General features: G+C 66.1%; 22 protein-coding genes. 10 read left to right on the forward strand and 12 right to left on the reverse strand.

All coding sequences use genetic code 11. The features are described from left to right. A partial coding sequence (locus tag ON34_RS29005) for an IS701 family transposase (protein WP_040785610.1) occupies window positions 1-702 on the forward strand: 702 nt, incomplete at its 5' end. Next, window positions 699-863, forward strand: coding sequence for a hypothetical protein (locus ON34_RS36905; protein ID WP_169333908.1), 165 nt, complete (start codon window positions 699-701; stop codon window positions 861-863). The genes ON34_RS29005 and ON34_RS36905, both read left to right, overlap by 4 nt. A gap of 34 nt (window positions 864-897) precedes the next feature. On the opposite strand, the gene ON34_RS29010 is transcribed toward ON34_RS36905, so the two are convergent. Continuing rightward, window positions 898-1,407, reverse strand: a complete 510-nt coding sequence (locus ON34_RS29010) for a cupin domain-containing protein (protein WP_169333909.1) — start codon at window positions 1,405-1,407, stop codon at window positions 898-900. Window positions 1,408-1,701: 294 nt separating this feature from the next. After that, window positions 1,702-2,829, reverse strand: a complete 1,128-nt coding sequence (locus ON34_RS35060; RefSeq protein ID WP_083889863.1) for a cysteine hydrolase family protein — start codon at window positions 2,827-2,829, stop codon at window positions 1,702-1,704. A gap of 609 nt (window positions 2,830-3,438) precedes the next feature. Here ON34_RS35060 and ON34_RS38215 point away from each other — a divergent pair. From ON34_RS38215 to ON34_RS29035, 5 genes are all read left to right on the forward strand, one after another. Further along, a complete protein-coding gene (locus ON34_RS38215) occupies window positions 3,439-3,570 on the forward strand; it encodes a hypothetical protein (RefSeq protein WP_281032470.1) in 132 nt (43 codons plus the stop codon). Then, window positions 3,567-3,965, forward strand: coding sequence for a hypothetical protein (locus tag ON34_RS29025; protein ID WP_218003943.1), 399 nt, complete (start codon window positions 3,567-3,569; stop codon window positions 3,963-3,965). The genes ON34_RS38215 and ON34_RS29025 overlap by 4 nt, the downstream gene beginning before the upstream one ends. Window positions 3,966-3,971: 6 nt before the next feature. Beyond that, complete coding sequence (locus ON34_RS37265) at window positions 3,972-4,160, forward strand: hypothetical protein (protein ID WP_218003944.1); 189 nt, start codon at window positions 3,972-3,974, stop codon at window positions 4,158-4,160. A gap of 61 nt (window positions 4,161-4,221) precedes the next feature. Continuing rightward, the gene (locus tag ON34_RS36910; RefSeq protein WP_051023280.1) at window positions 4,222-4,809 is read left to right on the forward strand and encodes a cupin domain-containing protein; all 588 of its coding nucleotides are present in this window, start codon (window positions 4,222-4,224) and stop codon (window positions 4,807-4,809) included. A gap of 170 nt (window positions 4,810-4,979) precedes the next feature. Next, the gene (locus ON34_RS29035) at window positions 4,980-6,011 is read left to right on the forward strand and encodes a zinc-binding dehydrogenase (RefSeq protein WP_085997165.1); all 1,032 of its coding nucleotides are present in this window, start codon (window positions 4,980-4,982) and stop codon (window positions 6,009-6,011) included. A 472-nt stretch (window positions 6,012-6,483) separates the two neighbouring features. On the opposite strand, the gene ON34_RS29040 is transcribed toward ON34_RS29035, so the two are convergent. The 4 genes from ON34_RS29040 to ON34_RS29060 form a co-directional block, all read right to left on the reverse strand. Next, on the reverse strand, window positions 6,484-7,344 hold the full coding sequence (locus ON34_RS29040) for an alpha/beta hydrolase (RefSeq protein ID WP_245548249.1): 861 nt from the start codon (window positions 7,342-7,344) through the stop codon (window positions 6,484-6,486). A gap of 187 nt (window positions 7,345-7,531) precedes the next feature. After that, on the reverse strand, window positions 7,532-7,903 hold the full coding sequence (locus tag ON34_RS37855) for an ArsR/SmtB family transcription factor (RefSeq protein ID WP_040785619.1): 372 nt from the start codon (window positions 7,901-7,903) through the stop codon (window positions 7,532-7,534). Window positions 7,904-7,906: 3 nt separating this feature from the next. Further along, window positions 7,907-9,151, reverse strand: a complete 1,245-nt coding sequence (locus ON34_RS29050) for an MFS transporter (protein WP_040785669.1) — start codon at window positions 9,149-9,151, stop codon at window positions 7,907-7,909. Window positions 9,152-9,446: 295 nt separating this feature from the next. Beyond that, entirely contained in the window at window positions 9,447-10,109 is a 663-nt protein-coding gene (locus ON34_RS29060) for a class I SAM-dependent methyltransferase (protein WP_063821754.1), read from the reverse strand. Window positions 10,110-10,197: 88 nt separating this feature from the next. On the opposite strand from ON34_RS29060, the gene ON34_RS29065 reads away from it, so the two are divergent. Further along, the gene (locus ON34_RS29065; RefSeq protein ID WP_218003945.1) at window positions 10,198-10,836 is read left to right on the forward strand and encodes a TetR/AcrR family transcriptional regulator; all 639 of its coding nucleotides are present in this window, start codon (window positions 10,198-10,200) and stop codon (window positions 10,834-10,836) included. Window positions 10,837-11,001: 165 nt separating this feature from the next. Further along, window positions 11,002-11,577 carry a TetR/AcrR family transcriptional regulator gene (locus ON34_RS29070; protein WP_040785623.1) on the forward strand — a complete coding sequence of 192 codons (576 nt, stop codon included), beginning with the start codon at window positions 11,002-11,004 and terminating at the stop codon, window positions 11,575-11,577. Window positions 11,578-11,621: 44 nt separating this feature from the next. Here the strand turns inward: ON34_RS29070 and ON34_RS29075 are convergent, their stop codons facing one another. The 3 genes from ON34_RS29075 to ON34_RS29085 are packed head-to-tail and all read right to left on the reverse strand — an operon-like array spanning window position 11,622 to window position 15,185. Beyond that, window positions 11,622-14,105, reverse strand: a complete 2,484-nt coding sequence (locus ON34_RS29075) for an FtsX-like permease family protein (protein ID WP_083889865.1) — start codon at window positions 14,103-14,105, stop codon at window positions 11,622-11,624. Further along, window positions 14,102-14,800, reverse strand: a complete 699-nt coding sequence (locus ON34_RS29080) for an ABC transporter ATP-binding protein (protein ID WP_040785676.1) — start codon at window positions 14,798-14,800, stop codon at window positions 14,102-14,104. The genes ON34_RS29075 and ON34_RS29080 overlap by 4 nt, the downstream gene beginning before the upstream one ends. A 40-nt stretch (window positions 14,801-14,840) precedes the next feature. Next, window positions 14,841-15,185, reverse strand: coding sequence for a hypothetical protein (locus tag ON34_RS29085; protein WP_157172470.1), 345 nt, complete (start codon window positions 15,183-15,185; stop codon window positions 14,841-14,843). A 112-nt stretch (window positions 15,186-15,297) separates the two neighbouring features. Between ON34_RS29085 and ON34_RS29090 the strand changes: the two genes are divergently transcribed. Then, window positions 15,298-15,894, forward strand: coding sequence for a TetR/AcrR family transcriptional regulator (locus tag ON34_RS29090; RefSeq protein ID WP_040785631.1), 597 nt, complete (start codon window positions 15,298-15,300; stop codon window positions 15,892-15,894). 28 nt (window positions 15,895-15,922) lie between these two features. Here the strand turns inward: ON34_RS29090 and ON34_RS33895 are convergent, their stop codons facing one another. The 3 genes from ON34_RS33895 to ON34_RS29105 are packed head-to-tail and all read right to left on the reverse strand — an operon-like array spanning window position 15,923 to window position 18,683. Continuing rightward, window positions 15,923-16,576 (reverse strand): DUF2218 domain-containing protein, encoded by a 654-nt coding sequence (locus ON34_RS33895; protein ID WP_306303662.1) that lies wholly within the window; start codon window positions 16,574-16,576, stop codon window positions 15,923-15,925. A 7-nt stretch (window positions 16,577-16,583) separates the two neighbouring features. After that, on the reverse strand, window positions 16,584-17,222 hold the full coding sequence (locus tag ON34_RS29100; protein ID WP_040785634.1) for a class I SAM-dependent methyltransferase: 639 nt from the start codon (window positions 17,220-17,222) through the stop codon (window positions 16,584-16,586). Window positions 17,223-17,279: 57 nt separating this feature from the next. After that, window positions 17,280-18,683, reverse strand: a complete 1,404-nt coding sequence (locus tag ON34_RS29105) for a class-II fumarase/aspartase family protein (protein ID WP_083889871.1) — start codon at window positions 18,681-18,683, stop codon at window positions 17,280-17,282. Window positions 18,684-18,779 lie beyond the last annotated feature (96 nt).

Below are 18,779 nucleotides of genomic sequence, written 5' to 3' on the forward strand. Positions count from 1 at the left end.
CACCTCTACATTCCCCAGTCGTGGACCAGCGATCGGGACCGCTGCCGCGACGCTGGTATTCCCGATTCCGTCGAGTTCGCCACCAAGCCGCGGCAGATGATCGCCATGCTCGAGCGCGCTTTGGTCGCGAGGGTGCCGTTTGCGTGGTTCACTGCCGACGAAGCCTATGGTCAGGCCGGCTATCTGCGGGACTGGTGTGAAGACCACGATGTGTTCTCTGTGATGGCCACCCGCTGCGACCATATGATGACCACTCGCGCGGACCGCACCGCCCGCGCCGACGACCTCGTAGCCGAGTTCGGCGCGGCGTCCTGGCAGCGGTTGTCGGTCGGTGCCGGCGCGCACGGACCCCGTGAATACCACTGGGCACGCCGCCAGATCGACGGCAGGTGGGCGTCCGGGCGGGGGCACTGGTTGCTGGCCCGGCGCAGCATCAGCGATCCCACCGAGATCGCCTACTACATCTGCTACGGCCCGGCCACCGCGCGGCTGGTCGATCTGGCCTGGACCGCGGGGTCGCGCTGGCACGTGGAAGAATCGTTTCAACAGGCCAAGGGCGAGGCCGGGCTCGATCACTACCAGGTCCGCAAATGGCGCGCCTGGTACGCTCACGTCACCCTGTCGATGCTCGCCCTGGCCTGGCTCGTGGCAACGAAAACAACTGCTGCAAAGGGGGATTCGCAGATCGCGAGGAAGGCATGATCGCTCTCACGCTACCGGAGATCCGCCGCCTGCTCATCGCGTTCGTGCTCACTCCACTGCATGGCGCCGACCACATCTGGGCGTGGTCCCGCTGGCGACGACGCCGACAACACCAAGCCCGCCTATCCCACTACCGGCGCCGCGGCCACCCACTCACCTGAGTGGACCGAGGATCCGCGTCCTCAGTCACATCTGTTACGCAGGTGCGTCTCCGCTTATATCGAACGCGGGTACGTCGACGAGCAGCAGTCGGGCGTTCTCGGCCGAGTAGTCGTAGGGCTTGCCTCTGGGGATGAGGATCACGTCATCGTTCTGCCCCACGAATTGCTGCCCGTCGACTTCGAAGTTCACCGGACCGCGCAAGACGAAATAGAGTCGGGTGTTGATGCTGTTGCTGATCCGTCCATGCGGCCCGGCCACATCGACAGTGGAGGCACTGACTTCCAAGTTGTCGTCGCCTGTTGTGAGGGCGAGCCCGTGAATGGCGGCGGACCGAGTCCATGCCGGGGCGTCGGCCGACCGGAAGAAATAGGACTGCGGGGTGCTCTCTTCAACCGCTTTCGGCGCGTCCTGTCCGCACGCGGTCGCTACGAGCACTGTCAGCGCTGCACCAAGAGTTCCTATACGACACCACAACTCACGCCGATTGAGCCTCTTGTCAGGCGCGACGTAGGCACCGTTTCTCCGTCGAGACCAGCTGAACATGGGATGAGAGTAGTGCAACGTCGCAGCGTTGTCGCCTGTCCTGGTTGCGATATCAGCCCGGCCGCGATCAGCAGCCCAACCGTGCCGCCAGCCGTCCAGGTCCACTGGCTCACCCCACCACCCCGTCTGGCCACATCTGGGCTGTTCGAGACGGCGTCACCGCCAACAACATCACGCCCGCCTATCGCACTACCGGCGCCGCGGCCACCCACTCACCTGAGTGCAGTTGCAGTATTAGTGGTCGGCTCCGGAAGGGCAAGATGCCCGACGCCCGCTCGTACCCGGCTTGTGTTGTCAGCTTGGTTCCGGGATGCCGATCTCTTCGCTGAGTTGCGGGGTGAATACGACCATCACGTCGTCGAGGCCGAGCCAGAAGTTGTAGCCGGTTCCGGAGGGGCCGGACGTGCCTGCCGTGATCCATACGGCCTTGTCGTCGATGCCGAGACGAATGGCCGCCGGGTATCGGATTCCGTCGTCGGGATGGTTGTCCCAACAGATGTCGGCTGTGACGATCGGTTTGTCGACCAGATCGACCCAATACTGACCGACGGTTGCCGGTACCGGCTTGATGCCGCCGAGGTCGAGTCGAAGGACCTCGGACATCGGTTTGCGGAAAATCTCCATCCCGTATTCGGTGAAGGCATCGGTGGTTCTGGCCGAGTAGTGCCGACCGCTGTCGGTGATCAGCTCGACGCCCATCCGCGGTTCGTCCCAGCCGGGGTACTCCCATTCATCGACGTAGATGTCCTCATCGTCGGTGGTCAGCAGGTAGTACACGACCTCGGTGATACGCTCACCGCGCAGTTCGGCAACGATCGCCGTCAGGGATTCCTCGGCGCATTGGATTGCCTCCCGTGACATGCGTTGCGGTGTCGGTGACGGCAGCCACTCGGCGCAGGTGACGACCTCGAAACCGCGATTGGGGAAAACGGTATCCATGAAGAAGTCGTGCATTGTCGGTTCGGCGTCGGCGCAGCCGTCGCGCAGAACGATCACCCGGTAGTCGCGGTCTGCTGCGTCGTAGCACGTTGCAGCTACCATTGCGCTGGTGGCGACACCTGCGATCGCGAGCGTGTCGACACCGTTCGCACGGAGTATGAGGTCGAGGTCGGTGCCTGCGAATGCGCTGGCACGGCGCTTGGACACGATGAGATCCTTTGCGGCGACCGGCAATTCGATCTCCGTTCCGGGTGCCCCCTCATGAAAGGCGTCGCCCGCTTCGTGGAAGGTTCGGAACAACTCGCTGTGTCGCGGCAAGTCGATTCCGTTGGGGCGCAATGCAAATCGCACGAACACTACAAGCGTGCCGACCTCGCGCGCTCGGGGGAGCAGTTCGTACAGTGGGTCCACCACCTGTGCGGCGAATGGATAGTTGGCCGTGATGCCCCGCTGGACGTCCCCGATGATCAGTGCTGTGTTCACGATTGACCTATCTTGCCCGACTTCACCGCTGGAAGTTGAAGGAGATGGCTTATCTTGAGTTCAGCCTGAACCGTAAGCGACGGTGCAATGTCCGTGTCGTGTTCGCTGACGGTTCCCCTGGTCGGGCCATCCTCGCTGCGCAAGTCCTTCGCCGCACCGCTGAAGGCCGCGTGAAGTCCATGCCGCACCCGACCTCCGGCGCGCTCGCCCCTGGCGTGCACGCCTTCGACTCCGACGGCGTCACCCAGCGATACCACGTGTACGGCAGCGGACCGGTATGCCCGGCGCATCCCGGTGGGCCGGGCGTCCATCACATCTCGGGGCTGGATGCGGTCGGGTGGCCCGACCTCGTCGACGACCGCGCCGATCTGCCGAAGGTGACCGTCCCGGCACTGGTCGTCGTGGGTCTCTTCGATGTCATCTGCGGACCCGCTGGGCGCGGGAGCTGCGCGACCTCATCCTCGATTCGCGCTTGGCGATCCTGGAACACAGTGGCCACCTGTGGCATCTGGAAGAACCCGGGCGTTTCGCCGACGCGGTCCGGAACTTCACCCTCCCACCACACTCCATGCCGTCGCCGAGCGACGGCGATTCCGGAAGGTCCATGCCATGACTCTGCGAAAGCCCGAACTGCCCCATGTCGCAGTACTTTTCGTCTGCGGCCCGATAGCGATGCTGATCTGGTCGGAGACCGCCGTGCTGGGCGGTCGCGGACCGTCGGCGCGGGAACTCATGTCATGAACACGACTGAGGCACCGCCTGTTTCGATGGGCGGCCGGGCATCGCTGATCCGCCTGTATCTGAGCCGTGGCGTGCTGGCGATCGCGTGGGCCGTCGTATTCGCCGCGGCCCACGACACCCTGAATGCCGTAGCCGTCGCGCTGCCGGTCGCCTATCCGCTGATCGATGCCGTCTCGTCGCTGATCGGCTATCTCGCGGTTCCGGAAGGTTCCGAACGTCGTGTGACGGCGTTCAACGGCGTCCTGAGCGCGCTCAGCGCCATCGCCTTCGGCATCGCCGGAACCATCGGCACCCCAGCGACACTCAGCGCATTCGGCGCCTGGGCGGTGCTGTCGGGCGCGGCCCAACTGGCCGTCGGGCTACGCCGGCGCGGTCCCGTACTGGGCAAGCAATAGCCCACGTTGATCTCCGGCGGCCTGTCCTTCCTGGTCGGCGCACCCTACATCGCCCAGGCCACCGGCGATTCCCCATCCCTGGACGTCCTGTCCGTGTACGCCACCGGCGGCGGCATCTTCTTCATCGCACAGGCCGCGCTGCTGGCGTGGCAGGCGCGCAGTGCATCCATTACATCCCCCGGAGGACTCTCATGACCACATTCCCCCGCCCGCCGCCGCGCAGGACCGCAGATTCGTGCTGGGCCGGCGTCTACGGATGACCGTCCTCACCACGGCGGAGGAGACCGACGGCCGCCACGATCTCGCCGATATCACCCTGCTTCCTGGTTCGGATACCGCGTTGCACAAGCACACTCGCTACGAGGAGCGGATCTCGGTGATCGACGGCTCGCTGTCCGTGTGGGCCGGCGACGACACCTACACGCTGGGTCCCGGCGATTTCTACACCATCACCATGAACACCCCGCACACGCTCGAAGCCGGTCCTGCGGGAGCCCGGGTCCTCACCATGAGTTCTCCGGCGCTTTTCGTCGATCTCATCCGGCGTGCCGGCACGCCCGAAGCGAATGCGACGCCTGGCATGTTCGGCCCCGAACTGCCCGTCTCGGCCGACGGCCCACCGCACCTACTGACCCTGCGCACCCTCGAGGACGCAGGCTTCTCGCTATCCGACGCCAGTCGCGTCTTCCCGATCCTGCTGCACTACACCGTCGGTTTCGTCATGGTGCCGACACCTTCACCGCCGATCCGGCCACGGAGTTCGACCATGGCCTGCGCGTCATCCTCGGCGGAATCCCGGCCACCCGAGGCCATCCCGCGGCCGGTTGACGGGGCTTGTCGGTGACCCTCGCTGCTCCGACTCGATGGTTCGATGCTCCAGCCGCTGCCTGACGTGCTGGCATTTCGACCAGCTCCGGCAGTGCGGAACCTGCCCCGAGCCAGTCGGGAATGAAGCAGTGGCGGTTGCATGTTGGTCACCGCTGACCGACCCTCCATGTGGGAAGTAGGCAGTTCATGACGTCCTCGCCGACCACTATGCGCGCCGTCCGGCTCTCCGCCCCTGGCCCCATCGAGAACTTGCGGCTGACCACTCTGCCTCTTCCACCCGAGAGGGACGGTTGGGTGCGCATCCGCGTCGAGGCGTTCGGCCTCAGCCGCTCGGAGTTGAAGCTTCGGCTGGGTGTGAGCGTGGGCGTCACTTTTCCCCGGGTGCCGGGTATCGAGGCGGCTGGCACCGTCGACGCGGCTCCGGCTGACAGTGGACTGGCTGTGGGGCAGAAGGTTGTCGCCATGATGGGGGATATGGGCCGCACTTTCGACGGCGGCTATGCCGAATACGTCTCAGTGCCGCTGTCCCAGGTCATCCCCATCGACACCGACCTTCCTTGGGAGGTGCTGGGCGCCCTGCCGGAGATGGTGCAGACCGCCTACGGCTCGCTCACCATCGGCCTGGACCTGAGGCCCGGTCAGTCCGTGCTGATCCGCGGCGGCACCTCCTCGGTGGGCCTGGCCGCCGACCTGGCCACATGGCGCGGTGCCACGGTGCTGTCCACCACCCGGCAGGCTGCCCGTCTCGCTTCGCTGAAGGAGCACGGTATCGACCATCCGCTGCTCGACACCGGCGAGGTCGCGCCCGCCGTCCGCGAGCTGTACCCGGACGGCGTCGACGCCGCCCTTGATCTCGTCGGCACGGCGACCCTGCCCGACACATTGCGCGCGGCGCGCGTGCACGGCACGGCCTGCTTCAGCGGCAGCCTGTCCAACCAGTGGACGGTGCGGGACTTCTCTCCCAACGAGTACCTGCCCAGGGGTGTGCGTCTGGCGGGCTACTTCGGCGATGCCGCCGACCTGCCTCGGGAAGTCTTCCAGGAGATCCTCGATGCGGTCGCGGACGGCGAGCTGGCTTTCCCCGTAGACCGCGTCTACGACGGCTTGGAGCAGGTGCCGCAGGCCCACGACGACATGGAGCACGACCGCGCCACCGGCAAACTCGTCGTCCGCGTCCGGCATCAGGCCGTGTTCAGAGGTTCCGTAGCCAGACGTTGATGGCAGCGATCTGTGCGGTCGCGTCCACCGGTCGAGCCCTTCCTGCGGCGGTGGTCGGCCTGATCGGCCCTGACCGAATGGTGGCCGGGATACCCCGCCGCCGTAGGTAATGTTCACAGAGGTCGACCGCCACCCGGTGTCAACCAAGGGCGCGGCATCAATGTGAGTGTCCATGTGTTGAATGCGGTGACTCGGACGTTGTCGTTGGACGCGGCGGAGAAGGTGCATTTGTATCGGTTGGCGAATGCGCCGATGGTGCCGGTGTTTCGGATCATCTGGAGCCGTTGCTGGGTGTGGTATCGAGTGCGCGATAGGACATGCTGGCGCATAACAAGTCGTATGAGGCGTTGTGTCCGGGTTTTTGCTGGGGGAGCGGAATGTGGCGCGGCGGATAACTTCCACGGCGCGCAACCAGTAGCGCCGGTCACAAGTGCGCGTGGTGGGCTCCGTCTGCAGAGTTCCGCCTGCCGGGTCATCCGACAGCACGCAGGATCGCGGATGCGAGGAGCTCCACGAGTTCGCGGGCCTCGTCGAGAACCCCGGAGAACAGGTGGAAGGGATGGAACATGCCGTCGAAACGACGCAGAGTGACCGGGACGCCTGCGGCGGCGAGCCGCTGTGCGTATGCCTCGCCTTCGTCGCGCAGCACGTCACACTCGGCGGTGATGATGGTGGCAGGGGGCAGGTTCGACAGGTCGGGTTCGCGGTAGGGCGCGACCAGCGTGTTGTCGCGCTCCGGCCATCCCGGGCCGAGGTACTGGTCGAAGTACCAGATCATGTCCGCCGCTGTCATCGAGTACCCCTCGGCGTACTGGGCGTAACTGGGCCATTCAGAGGGATGCGAGTCCACCACAGGCAGTACCAGCAACTGGTGGGCGATCGTAATGCTGGATCCCCGGAGCCGAAGACAGCTGGCGGTGGCCAGGTTTCCGCCCGCGCTGTCGCCACCGACTGCGACTCGGTCCGGATCGATGCCATATTCGGCCGCGGCCGGAGAGCATGCCCACTCGATGGCTGTGCACATATCATCCAGTGGGAGAGGGAATCGGTGTTCCGGAGCCCGGCGATAATCCACCGATGCGACAGCGCACTTCGCGTGCGCCACAATCGTATGGCAGATCCAGTCGTGGGTGTTCACATCACCGATCGTCCAGCCACCCCCGTGCGCGTATACCAAGCATGGCAGCTGATTCCGGGTGGATGGCCGATAGAGGCGCACGCTGACCGCGGCGCGCTCGGGGCTCGGCGGGACGTCGTTGCCGATCACCAAATTCCGGACGTGAATATCGGCAGCCCGTTCGGTTGCGCCGACATTCGACACCAGGACCTGCATCCCGGCACGGTTCTCCTCGACCGAGAGTTCGCGTCGCGGCGGACGTGGCGGCAACGCGGACAGTACTTCTTGCGCGTTCTTGGTCAAACCCACGGAAGCCCCCTGATCGGTGCGCGGGTTGTTCCCCGGCCGGTTCTCATTGGACCACGCGACGATGCGGCTTGCCACTGGCCCAGGTCATCCAGCTTCAGACGTGCGGAGGCTCGCCGGTGACGATGTGGTCGGCGAGATTGAGTCCCTCCCGCACCAGACGCGCGAGGTGGCCGTCGCGGATGCGGTAGATGATGTGGCGACCCTCGCGGCGGGTATCGACCAAGCCGGTGAACCGCAGTTTGGCCAAATGCTGACTGACCGCGGTACGCGAGGCGTTGCAGGCTTCCACCAATGCGGTGACATCGGCTTCCCCCTCGGCGAGCACCCAGAGGATGTGCAGCCGAGTGGGGTCGGACAGCATCCGGAATGCGGCCGTCGCGGCATCCAGGCGTGCCTGGTCGGGATGGACCGGATGAACGAGACTGGGAGCGGCTGATGCGGCGAGCGGCTCACCCTTACCCGCCATCGCTCACCGCCTTCCCGCTGTCACCGCCTCCGGGACGGAGGGTGTGGCCACCGGCCACATCCGTGCGGCCGCCGTTGCCGCAAGTGTAGCCACTGCGGCGAGGGCTATCGCGGCAGTCGGCTGGCCCGCCGTGGCACCGATCCATCCGGCGAGCGGGTAGGTGAGCAGGAAGCAGGCGTGCGACAGGGAGAACTGGGCCGCGAACACCGCGGTCCGTATTTCGGGCGTCGTTTGCGCGCGGAGCAGGCGGGCGGACAAAGTGTTGATCATCGAGGTGCCCGCGCCGAGGGTGACCCACGCAATGGACAGCATCGTCCAACCCAGCGTGGGCGACGGGGTCGACACCGCGATCACGGCGGCTCCGGCCAATCCGATGGGCAGCAGCGCACAACCGGTGAGCATCACCGTGCGGTCGGGAATTCGGGTCAGTAAGCGCGGCATCGCCAGTGCTACCACCATCGATCCGCCCCCGTAGCAGCCGAGTGCGATCGCTACGCCGCTGTCCGATCCGCCGAGCAGATCCCGGACGTAAACGACGGTATTCACCACCACCAGCGCCGTCGCGGCGGCGACGGCCAGATTCATCGCCGACAATCCGCGCAGGACCGGCCGGTCGCCCATGTACTGCGCGCCGCGGGTGATTCGCCGCCGCAGTGGCGCCGAGCGATCCGTCGGCACCAGGCGGGGCAGCGCCGTACGCACCACCAGCATCGCCGAGGTGACGAACCCTGCCGCGGTGCCCACGAACAGCAGGTTGTAGCTGATCACGGTCAGCAGCGCTGCTGCGAGCACCGGGCTCAGCAAGGACTCCAGGTCATAGGCCAACCGCGACAGCGACAAACCGCGCGTGTAGTCGTCCTCGTCCTCGAGCACCGACGGGATGACCGCCTGGAACGCCGGAGTGAAGGTGGCCGACGCGCTTTGCAGCGCGAAGATCAGCAGATAGATCTGCCATATGTCGGTGACAAATGGCAGTGTCAGCGCGATCGCAGCGCGAACCGCATCGGCCGAAACCAGCAGCACTCGACGTGGAATGCGATCGGTGACCGCCGAAACGACCGGTGCCACAAACACATACGCGATCATCTTGATCGCCAATGCGGTCCCGAGTACCGCACCCGCGTCGCTGCCGGCCAGTTGGTAGGCCAGCAACCCCAGCGCCACGGTCAGCAGGCCGGTGCCGACCAGAGCCACCGCTTGTGCGGTGAACAGTCTGCGGAACTGGGGGTGCCGCAAAACCTCGATCACATCGACCTCCAGCCTGGTCACGCCTGCAGGGCCTACATTAAGCCAATATGTGCGCAATTGCGAACTTGAAGGTCAGACGTATGCGACTTTGTCCGGCCGGAGGGCTACTGAAGTGAGCGATTCCGCAGAATTCGGCGTCCGCCGAGGATTGCCGCGAGTACGTGAACAGCCAAGCCCAGCACCGCTAGGACGAGCCCGATCATGGTGCCCAGCCATAGGTGCAGAAACAAGCCGACGATGATCACGGGGAGGAGAATGTGCCGCTTCCACCACGCCGTGTTCCGATGTCCGACGTTCATCGGGCGGCAGCCCCCGGCTTCACGGCGGTCACGTATCGAATCCATGGACGCAGATCGCCCGAGTGGATCTCCTCGAATCCGGCGTCGGCGACCATGGGCCCGAGCAGTTCGATCGGATTGTCCCGCATGGCCGGGCCGGTCAGCGCTCCGATGACATGGATGCCGATCGGAGTCGTCGGTGGGCGGAACTCGCCGATCAGCAACCGACCGCCAGGGCGCAGCACCCGATACATTTCGCCCACCGCCGTGGCGCGCACGTCCTCCGGCAGATGATGGAGCATCAGGCAATTGGCTACCACATCGATCGAATCATCCTCGCAGGGAAGGGATTCGGCGATGCCCACGGTGTAGGAGCAGTTGGGCGCCTTGGTCAGCGCGCGTGCTCGACCGAGCGCGGCGGCCGACGGCTCGACGCCGAGTACCGTGCCCGATTCGGCGCGGGCGGCCAATCGCCGCGTCAGGTATCCGGTGCCACAACCCACATCGAGTACGCGATCACCCGGCCTTACGCCACTGAGTTCCGCGAGGCGCTTGTACACGTGGTCGCGGCGTCCGCCGAAGAATATGGCCCCGAACAGGTCATAGCCTCGGCCGTGGTCGATGGTGAATCCGGCGGAGTCCGGGTGGGGTGTGCGGTGCAGCAAGTGTCCGATGTTCACGGGCTTTCTCCTCAACTTAGTGACGACTAAGATAGCCGCTAACTTAGTCTTCACTAAGTTGAATGGCAAGGGTGGATACGATGGCGCTATGGCTCGGGCATCTTCTTCGGCGAACATGGATCGGCGACGGACGCGATTGAGTGCCGCCGATCGGCGGGCGCGGATCATCGAGGCCGCGACGACGGTCTTCGCCGAGTCCGGCTATCAACGCAGCACGATGGCCCAGATCGCCGCCAGGGTAGGCGTCACCGAGCCGGTGCTGTTCCAGAATTTCGGATCGAAGGTCGGGCTCTACAGCGCGGTAGTGGAGCACGCCGCGACGCGGATGTGCACGATGATGCGGACATACGCGACCGAGGCGGAGTCGATCGCCGCGCTACTGGCACACCTGCTCAGTTCGAGTCACGTCGACGCATTGCACGCGCCGGGCTCGCTCGGGGTGATCTTCGCCGACGCCATGACGCTGTATGCCGAACCGGCGATCGAAGACGCGGTCCGGCAGCACATGAGCGATCTTGCCGCTGTCCTGGCCGAGGTGGTGGTGCGTGGACAGGAACAAGGCGAGCTGCGCGCCGATCTCGATCCGCACGCGGCGGCCTGGATGGTGCTGTCGTTCTTGGCCGCGCATCGTTTTCGCGACGCCGTCATGCCCGATCGGCAACGTCTCGAGCAGCACATAGGAGTAATGACGCTGCGCACACTGCTTTCACCTACTGCGCCGCGATAATTCCGCTCCTTCCCTGTCACACTGTCGCGTGGTGGGCAGTCGTCTCGATAACCGGCGTCGCGTTTCCATTCCGGACGCACCGTCGCGTAAGTCCTTGTCCTATAGCCGGGAGGCATCGGTTCGCGCAAGGCAGGAGCTATCGCGTGACCTCGATATACTTCGCTGGTGCCCAAGCTGTGGAATGACACCATCACCGCGCACCGGCAAGCAGTGCGGGACGCTTTGCTGGACACGACCGCCGCGCTTGTCGCCGAGCATGGGCTCGCCTCGGTGACCATGACTCAGATCGCCGAGGCGACGGGGATAGGCCGCGCGACGCTCTACAAGTATTTTCCCGACGTGGAGTCGATTCTCTCGGCATGGCACGAGCGCCGGATCGTTGCGCATACGGGCCAATTGGCCGAAATCGTCGAGCGCGGAGGCGATATCGAGCAGCGGATCGAACGGGTGCTGACGACCTACGCTCTGATCGACTACGAGCACCACGCCGGTGAACTCGCACCGCTGCTGCACCAGGGCGGCCATGCGGAGCACGCCGAGCGCCGCTTGCACGACATGGTGCGCAATCTGCTGGCAGAGGGTGCCGGCGCAGGTGTGGTGCGCATCGATGTCCCCCTCGACGAACTGGCGCGGTACTGCCTGTCGGCGCTGTCGGCAGCGCATACGCTGCGGTCGAAGGCCGCCGTGCGCCGACTGGTCCGGGTCACCCGGGCCGGTCTGCGGCCACAGGACGACGACTAGTCGACCAGTCGGCGCACAGCGTGTCGATATCGCGGCGTCGTGTCTCACAGGTAGGCGAGTGCCTCGCGGACCGTCACGCGGGAAGCGCGTGACGCGGCCGCTTCGGTGGCCAGCGCGGCGCCGAGGATCGCGAGTACTGTCCAGATGAGCACGGCGGGCAGCGAGATCCGGAAGGGCAGCGGAGCGGAGAAGAACAGCGTCCCCAGTCCATTGCCCAGGAGCGCGGTCAGGCCGAGCGCGGGGAGTGCCGCCACCAGGCAACTGGCCAACGCGAGGACGATGCCCTCGGCCACCACAATCCGGCGGACCGTCCGTGGTTGAGCGCCGATGGCATGCATGACGCCGAATTCGCGGATTCGGTCCAGGATGTTGGCGCTCATGGTGGAGGCCAAACCGATCGTGCCCACGATGCCCATCGCGATGGCGATGGCCATGATGATCGTCACCAACGGCCCCATGTGCCCGGCGCTGGCCTTGTTGGCCGCGCTGACCGATTGGGAGGCCTTCACCGCGATGCCCGCATTCGAGAGAGTCTCGCCTGCCGCGCGGGCCACGGCGCCGCGAGTGTCCTCGTCGTGTCGATCGGTAGCGATGCGCAACAGGTTGACCTGCTGCGGCTTGCCGAGAGCCGTGGCGAAGCCTTCGGGCGTCGTGTACACGCCGCTGCCGTGCCCGGTTTCCTCCGCGACACCGACGACTTGCCAGCTGGTGAACTTCCCGCCGACCGACAGCTGAATGGTGTCGCCTGCGCCGACATCCGGCAGCGTGTTCTTGCGGGTGATCTGGTTGAGCACCACGCCGCCGGTTTCCCCGGGCTGTAGCCAGCGACCTTCGAGCATCTTCGTCGGGATGGTGAGCATGGTCGCGTCGGCGGGCACGACACGCACGGCCACGCTGCCGTGCCCCTGGTCGGGATAGGTTTTCGTCAGCGGTACCGCGCCTGGACCGGCGACACCGGTCTGAGCGCCGCCCAATCCCTCGAGTGCGGTGATGCCGGGCACCGGCTGGAGCAGGTCACGCAGCCGGTCCATGGCATAACCTTCGTCGAGCTGGACCTCGACATCCCAACTGCGCTGCGCTCGCTGCTCCTCGGTCACCGCGTCCACACCGGTACTCAGGGACATGCCGGCGACGAAGACGATGCCCGCGGCCGCGAGCAGTCCGACCGACAGCGCGAACCGGGCGGGGCGCCGAATCGTATTGCGCAAAGCCATGATCAGGCCGCGGTCCAGACGGCGGATGCGGCCGAGACGAGTCATCAAGCCCGCCGCGGCGCTGGGCCGAGCGGTGCCACCGTGGTGGTCGATCGCGGCGCGTACGGTGATCCGGCTCGCCTTGACCAGCGGAATCAACGAGATCACGGTCGGCAGACCCAACCCGGCCGCGATGATCACCAGATAGGTCCATGCCGGCGCGGCGAGGCTCGCGGCCTCGATGCCGAGCATGCCGAGCAGCGAGGCGACCAGCAGCCTGCCGACCCAGATCGAAATCGGCAGCGCGATCAGCGTCGCGACCGCGGCCACCAGCAGGATCATGACCAGGTACGCGCGAGCGATCCGGCCGGTTCCGGCGCCGATCGCCTTCATGATGCCGATCTGCGGAATTTGCTGAGTGAACAGGTTATTGAGCATATTGGCGACGAGGATGGCGCTGAGCAGCAATGCCGCGCCGCCGCCGGCAAGCAGGGAAAGCAACAGCGAATCGGCTTGCCACTGGTGCGGGTGGGCATACGGCGGCGGAACCTGCACCTCACGTATCGCCACGCCCTGGTCGCGCAACGCGGTGGCGACCTTGCTCCCCACGGCGATGATGGCATCGCGGTCGCGGCTGGGTTCGGCCTGTCCCGGGTCCGCGACGACGATCTTCAGTTGGTCGAACAGCATCGGCTGGTCCGGCAGTACGGCCGAGGACACGTAGCCGCGGCCGCGCTGTTCCTGCGGAGACGGGGACAGGCTGGGGTCGTAGACAGTGCCGGCGACCCGCAGCCGGACCGTGGCTGCGCCGGCGGCCTCGCTGCCGTCGGCGCGATGGTCTCCGGTCGGCACCGTCAGGGTCACCGTGTCGCCGACCGCGACTCCGAGCATGTTCAGCGAGTCGCTGCCCAGGTAGATCTCCTCCGGCGCGGGTGGCCATGCGCCCTGCCCCGGGAAGAATTTCGCCATCCGCATCGGATCGTCCGGCGCGGCGACGAAGACCTGCATGGGCATCTCCCGGTACTGATCATTGACCAATACCTCGCTGTCGAACTGGGTACGCCCCACTGCCTCGATCACGCCGGGCTGCGTGCGCGCCTGCCGGACATAAGCATCCATCTGCGCGTGGTCGACGCCTTTGTCGAACAGGATGGTCGCGGAGGCGGGCGCGGTGCTCATGTACGCCGCGCTGGTCTCCCGCCCGGTGGTGGCCCACCCCGCCAGCACGCCACCGAAAACCATGAGGCTCACCGTGATCGCGACCACCATCAAAGCCAGCCGCGACCAATTGGCCCGCAGATCCCGCAGGACCTTCACCGCCATCAAACTCCTCATGCCCGCACCACCACGTCTTCATCGGCCACGATGCGCCCGTCCTGCAGCGTCACCTGGCGGCCGGCCACCGAACGGATGTCGCGCTCGTGGGTGACCACGACGATGGTGCGCCCCTCGGAGTTCAGTTCGACGAACAACTCGAGCACCGCGTCGGCGGTGTGCGAGTCCAGGTTTCCGGTCGGCTCGTCGGCCAGTATGAGCGGCGGATCGTTGGCCAGCGCACGTGCGATCGCAGCGCGTTGTTGCTGGCCGCCCGACAGGGTGGCGGGCAGCTTGTCGGCTTGCGCGCCGATGCCGACTCGTTCCAGCAGCGTGCGGGCACGATCGTGCCGTTCCGAGACGGGGATCTTCTTGACGAAATCCATGGCCAGCATGACGTTTTCGGCGACGGTCAGCGTCGGCAACAGCTGGAAGAACTGGAATACCAGCCCGACATTGGCGCCCCGCCAGGCGGCAAGGCCGGACTCCGACAGTGAGCCCAGGTCCGCGCCTGCGGCCCGGATCGTGCCCGAGGTGGTCCGGTCGATTCCCGCGAGCATGTTCAGCAGGGTGGTCTTCCCGCTGCCCGAGCGTCCGACGATCGCGACGAACTCCCCTTCGGGAATCTGCAGGCTGATGTGGTCGACCGCGACGAACTGGCCTCCGGCGACCGGATAGGTCTTGACGACGTCATCGACATCGATTGCGTTGTCCACTGTTTTCTCCCAGAGCTTTTCGGCGATGTCGGGTGGATGGTCAGCCGTGCGCACCGGGCGGCGGGACATGACCGGGCGGCGGGGTAGCGGCGCCGGTCTGCCCGGAACCATTCGTCGGCGGAGCGATGTTCTGCTGCGACGCACCCGGTACGACAGAGCCGGATGGGTGCACGCCGGGCGGCGGCGAGGTGTGGTGCACACCCGCGGGCGGGTTCCCGCCACCGCCGTGCCTACCGGGCCCGTGGCCACCGCTTCCACCGATCGCGAGCATCATCACCACCGCCAGGATCGCCACTACCGCGACGACGATGCCGGTGATGATCACCCAGCGCGGGATACCGCCGCCTGCGCGGTTTCGAACCGATCGCGAGGGTTGATCACTCATGTTCGTCTCCTGATCGAATGCTGTTCTCAAGGTTCGCGATCAGTCTTTTATAGACAGAGTGTCTATGTCAATACATTCCGTCAGTGGCGTGTCGCTTCGTATAATCTTCGCTATGCCCAAGCTATGGAACGACACCATCGAGGCTCATCGCCGCGAGGTCCGTGAGGCGATTCTCGACACCACCTGGGGCTTGATGAACGAGCGCGGTTCGACGTCGGTGACCATGTCGGAGATCGCGGAACGAACCGGGATCGGGCGAGCCACGCTGTACAAGTATTTCGCCGATGTCGAGTCGATCGTGACGGCTTGGCACCATCGTCAGATCACCCGGCACGTCGCTTACCTGGCAGACATTCGAGACCACGCAGTCGACCCGTCGCAACGGTTGCGAGCGGTCTTCGGCGCATACGCGCACCATCAGTGGCAACGTGCCCAGCATCATCGGCATCAGCCGCACGGCAGCGAGCTGGCGATTCTGTTGCACCGCGCCGACGCGGAGGTCGAGGCCGCGCAAGGGCAGCTGCACGCGCTGATGTGCGATCTGATCGAGGACGCGGCACGGGCCGGGGAGATTCGCGCCGACGTATCGTGTGCCGAATTGGCCGCCTACAGCCTGCACGCGCTCTCCGCGGCGGGCTCCCTGCCGGGCTCGGCCGCTGTCGACAGGCTTGTCGCGGTGATTCTCGACGGATTGCGCCCCGCCGTGTGACGTGCGGCGGGGCGTGCCGTAATGAGAGTCAGTGACCGGGACCGTGTACGCGTGCGGTGATCCGCCGGTGCAAGCCACGTCCAGCGAGCACCAGGAGCGTGATTTTGAGGCCGAGCAGGATCACGGCCCCGATGACACCGGTCCACAGCAGGTTGGCCATCAGACTGCCGCCCACCACGAGGTGCGTGACGATCGCGAGGAACGCGAAGAGCCCGAACGCAAGGGTGCGCCAACTAGGCATCGACCAGCGGCGCGACGCGCCGGTGTGCGGGCTTTCGGTGGAGTATTCGGCGATCGGTTCGTCGGAAACCTCGGTAGGGGTCCAGTCCACGCGCAACGGCTCCCGGTGGCTGAATCTGTCGAGATTGCCCGTGACGATGCCTTGGATCTGCCGCAGTCTCCCGGCATCGGCGGCTTCCGCACGCACGCGGAGCATCTGTCCGTCGGCAGTCAGCGTGCAATGGCCCCAAGGTTCGAAGGTCACCGTGCCATCGGTACTGGACCACTCGGCGCGCACGCGGACGTCGGGCCGGGCCGGCCCGCCGGGGCGGCCGTGCGGGGCTCCGCCGCCGATCGCGGCGGCATGTCGGCAGAACTGAACGAGATATCGACTGGCCCGGTCGGTCGGTATGCAAGCCTCTGCGGTGAGCATTGCCGTCGCCTTTCCTGGGTCCGGATTCATGGTGGCCTTACTGCCGCGTCATCGTGACCAGCCAGGCTGGAATGCCCTCACTTCGGCCGATTCCTTCGATCGTTATCGGTTCGAACTCCTCCACCTGCCACCCGTCGGCGAAAAGCGACTCGATCTCCGCCCGCGTGAATGAGCGGTGGTGGCCGCCTTCGCCGCGGAAGCAGACCATTGCGTAGCGTCCGCCGGGCACGAGCACCGCACGCAGCCCGTCGATGAAGGCTGTGCGGACCTCGGGTTCGTCGACGATATGGACGAACAGGCCGCAGTCGAGCACGGTGTCGAACTGTTCGTTCAGCTCGGCCAGCTCGGTGGCATCGTGTAAGCGGAATGTCGCGGTGACGTTACGACGGGCGGCTTTGCGCTTCGCGGTATCGAGGGCCGTGGAGGAAATGTCGATGCCGGTCGCCGCCAGTCCGCGCTCAGCGCACATCAGGACGTGCTCGCCGGTTCCGCAGCCGACGTCCAGCACTCGGCCCCGGATGCCGCCGCGATCGAGGAGGTACAGCATCGCGGGTTGCGGGCGGTCGAGGTCCCACTCCGGCCCGTCGGAGTACATCGCGTTCCATCCGTCGGCGCCCCGCGGATGGCGGCCGTCGGAAGGGTGCGCGTGGTGCAGATGCGGAGGGATCGCGGTCATGGGTTGTCCTTCCGGTGGGCGAGGAGGGGCAACCCCAGGTTTATCAGTACAAACTGTCTAAGTCAATGACGACCCGTCTCGATCGCGAGCGCGGCGTCCCGGGTCGATTCCGTTCTCGGCGCACCGCGCCAGGACGAAGTCGACGATGTCGGGTGCGGCGCCGAGGTAGTTGGCGGGTGTGAGCAGCTCCGCGATGTCGGCCGCGCTGAGTCTGGCGCGGATTCCGGCGTCCGCGGCGAGCACCTCCGCCAACGGACGCCGGGTTTGCTCGGCCCGGAAGGAAGCGGCCTGCAACGTCTTCTTCGCCATCGTCTTGCCGAGCAGCGGGGTCAAGACCGCCGATAGCCGCTCGCTGACGATCTGGCCGTTGGTGAGATTCAGGTTCTCCAGCATCCGAGCGCCGTCGACGACCAGGCCCTCGGCCAGTTCGACGGCCGTCGCCGTCGCCCCGCCGACCAGCAGGAGACATTCGCGCAGCGGTTGCCATTCGCTGTGCCAGGCGCCTGCCGGTCGTTCGTGTTCGGCGAGCATCGCCAGATGCAGCGTAGAGATCAGAGCGGGCACTTGCAGTGCTGAGGTGCGGATCAGCGTGCTGAGGGCGGGATTTCGCTTCTGCGGCATTGCCGACGACTCACCCCGGCCTTCCGCGGCCGGTTCCCGGACCTCGGCAAGCTCGGTTCGGGACAAGTCCATGACGTCGATCGCCATTTTTCCCAAAGCTCCCGAGGTGACCGCCAGCGCACCTGCTACATCGATGATCGGAGTGCGGTTGGTGTGCCACGGCACAAGAGTCGGCGCCAAGGAAAGTTGTGCTGCGAGCTCGGTCGTCAAGCGCTCGGCGAGCTCGCGCCGCGGCTTGTCGCCAGCCGTGGTCGTGGATTCCCGGGCGCATTCGAGGTAAGCCGCCAGTGTGCCCGCCGCGCCGCCGAGTTGGATCGGCAGGCCGCCGCGGGCCAGCGGCGCCAGTCGCTGGTGAGCGTCCAGTACGGCGTTGAGCCATCCGGCGGCTTTCGCGCCGAAGGTGGTCGGGACGGCGTGCATGCCGAGGGTCCGCGCGGCGATCGGGGTCTCGCGATGTCGCCGAGCCAGCCGGGCCAGGGCCGTCGCGATGCGTTCGAGGTTGCTGACGATCGCCGCGAGGGCGCGGGAGGCGACCAGCATGGCGGCGGTGTCGAGGATGTCCTGACTGGTGGCGCCACGATGTACGTAATTCGCACTTTTCGCGTCGATCTCGGTGACGGCACGGGTGAGTTCGACGACCAGGGGAACCACCGGGTTGGCCGCGCCACGAGACGCGACGGCCAGATCCTCCGTATCGAAGCGGTGTGAGCGGGCCGCTCGCGCGATGTCGTCGGCTGCCGATTCTGGAATGATGCCGAGGCGGGATTGCGTTCGGGCGAGGGCGATTTCGACATCGAGCATGGCTTCGATCCAGGCATCGTCATCGACCAGGACGGTCATGCCCAGCCCGGCTCGAACCGGGTTCAGCAGTCCGGTGTCGCGCACAGTGGTTCTCCAAGATTGTTTTTCGTGAGAGCTTCGGGGCCCCGGCTCGGT

The sequence above is a fragment of the Nocardia pneumoniae NBRC 100136 genome (assembly GCF_000308755.1).
GTDB lineage: Bacteria > Actinomycetota > Actinomycetes > Mycobacteriales > Mycobacteriaceae > Nocardia > Nocardia pneumoniae.

Excerpts from the sequence above, each read along its gene's own strand:
- ON34_RS36905 (WP_169333908.1), top strand. The coding sequence starts at position 699 with ATGATCGCTCTCACGCTACCGGAGATCCGCCGCCTGCTCATCGCGTTC.
- ON34_RS29010 (WP_169333909.1), bottom strand. The coding sequence starts at position 1,407 with ATGTTCAGCTGGTCTCGACGGAGAAACGGTGCCTACGTCGCGCCTGAC.
- ON34_RS38215 (WP_281032470.1), top strand. The coding sequence starts at position 3,439 with ATGACTCTGCGAAAGCCCGAACTGCCCCATGTCGCAGTACTTTTCGTC.
- ON34_RS29025 (WP_218003943.1), top strand. The coding sequence starts at position 3,567 with ATGAACACGACTGAGGCACCGCCTGTTTCGATGGGCGGCCGGGCATCG.
- ON34_RS36910 (WP_051023280.1), top strand. The coding sequence starts at position 4,222 with ATGACCGTCCTCACCACGGCGGAGGAGACCGACGGCCGCCACGATCTC.
- ON34_RS29035 (WP_085997165.1), top strand. The coding sequence starts at position 4,980 with ATGACGTCCTCGCCGACCACTATGCGCGCCGTCCGGCTCTCCGCCCCT.
- ON34_RS29040 (WP_245548249.1), bottom strand. The coding sequence starts at position 7,344 with ATGCAGGTCCTGGTGTCGAATGTCGGCGCAACCGAACGGGCTGCCGAT.
- ON34_RS37855 (WP_040785619.1), bottom strand. The coding sequence starts at position 7,903 with ATGGCGGGTAAGGGTGAGCCGCTCGCCGCATCAGCCGCTCCCAGTCTC.
- ON34_RS29065 (WP_218003945.1), top strand. The coding sequence starts at position 10,198 with ATGGCTCGGGCATCTTCTTCGGCGAACATGGATCGGCGACGGACGCGA.
- ON34_RS29075 (WP_083889865.1), bottom strand. The coding sequence starts at position 14,105 with ATGAGGAGTTTGATGGCGGTGAAGGTCCTGCGGGATCTGCGGGCCAAT.
- ON34_RS29085 (WP_157172470.1), bottom strand. The coding sequence starts at position 15,185 with ATGAGTGATCAACCCTCGCGATCGGTTCGAAACCGCGCAGGCGGCGGT.
- ON34_RS29090 (WP_040785631.1), top strand. The coding sequence starts at position 15,298 with ATGCCCAAGCTATGGAACGACACCATCGAGGCTCATCGCCGCGAGGTC.
- ON34_RS33895 (WP_306303662.1), bottom strand. The coding sequence starts at position 16,576 with ATGAATCCGGACCCAGGAAAGGCGACGGCAATGCTCACCGCAGAGGCT.
- ON34_RS29100 (WP_040785634.1), bottom strand. The coding sequence starts at position 17,222 with ATGACCGCGATCCCTCCGCATCTGCACCACGCGCACCCTTCCGACGGC.
- ON34_RS29105 (WP_083889871.1), bottom strand. The coding sequence starts at position 18,683 with ATGACCGTCCTGGTCGATGACGATGCCTGGATCGAAGCCATGCTCGAT.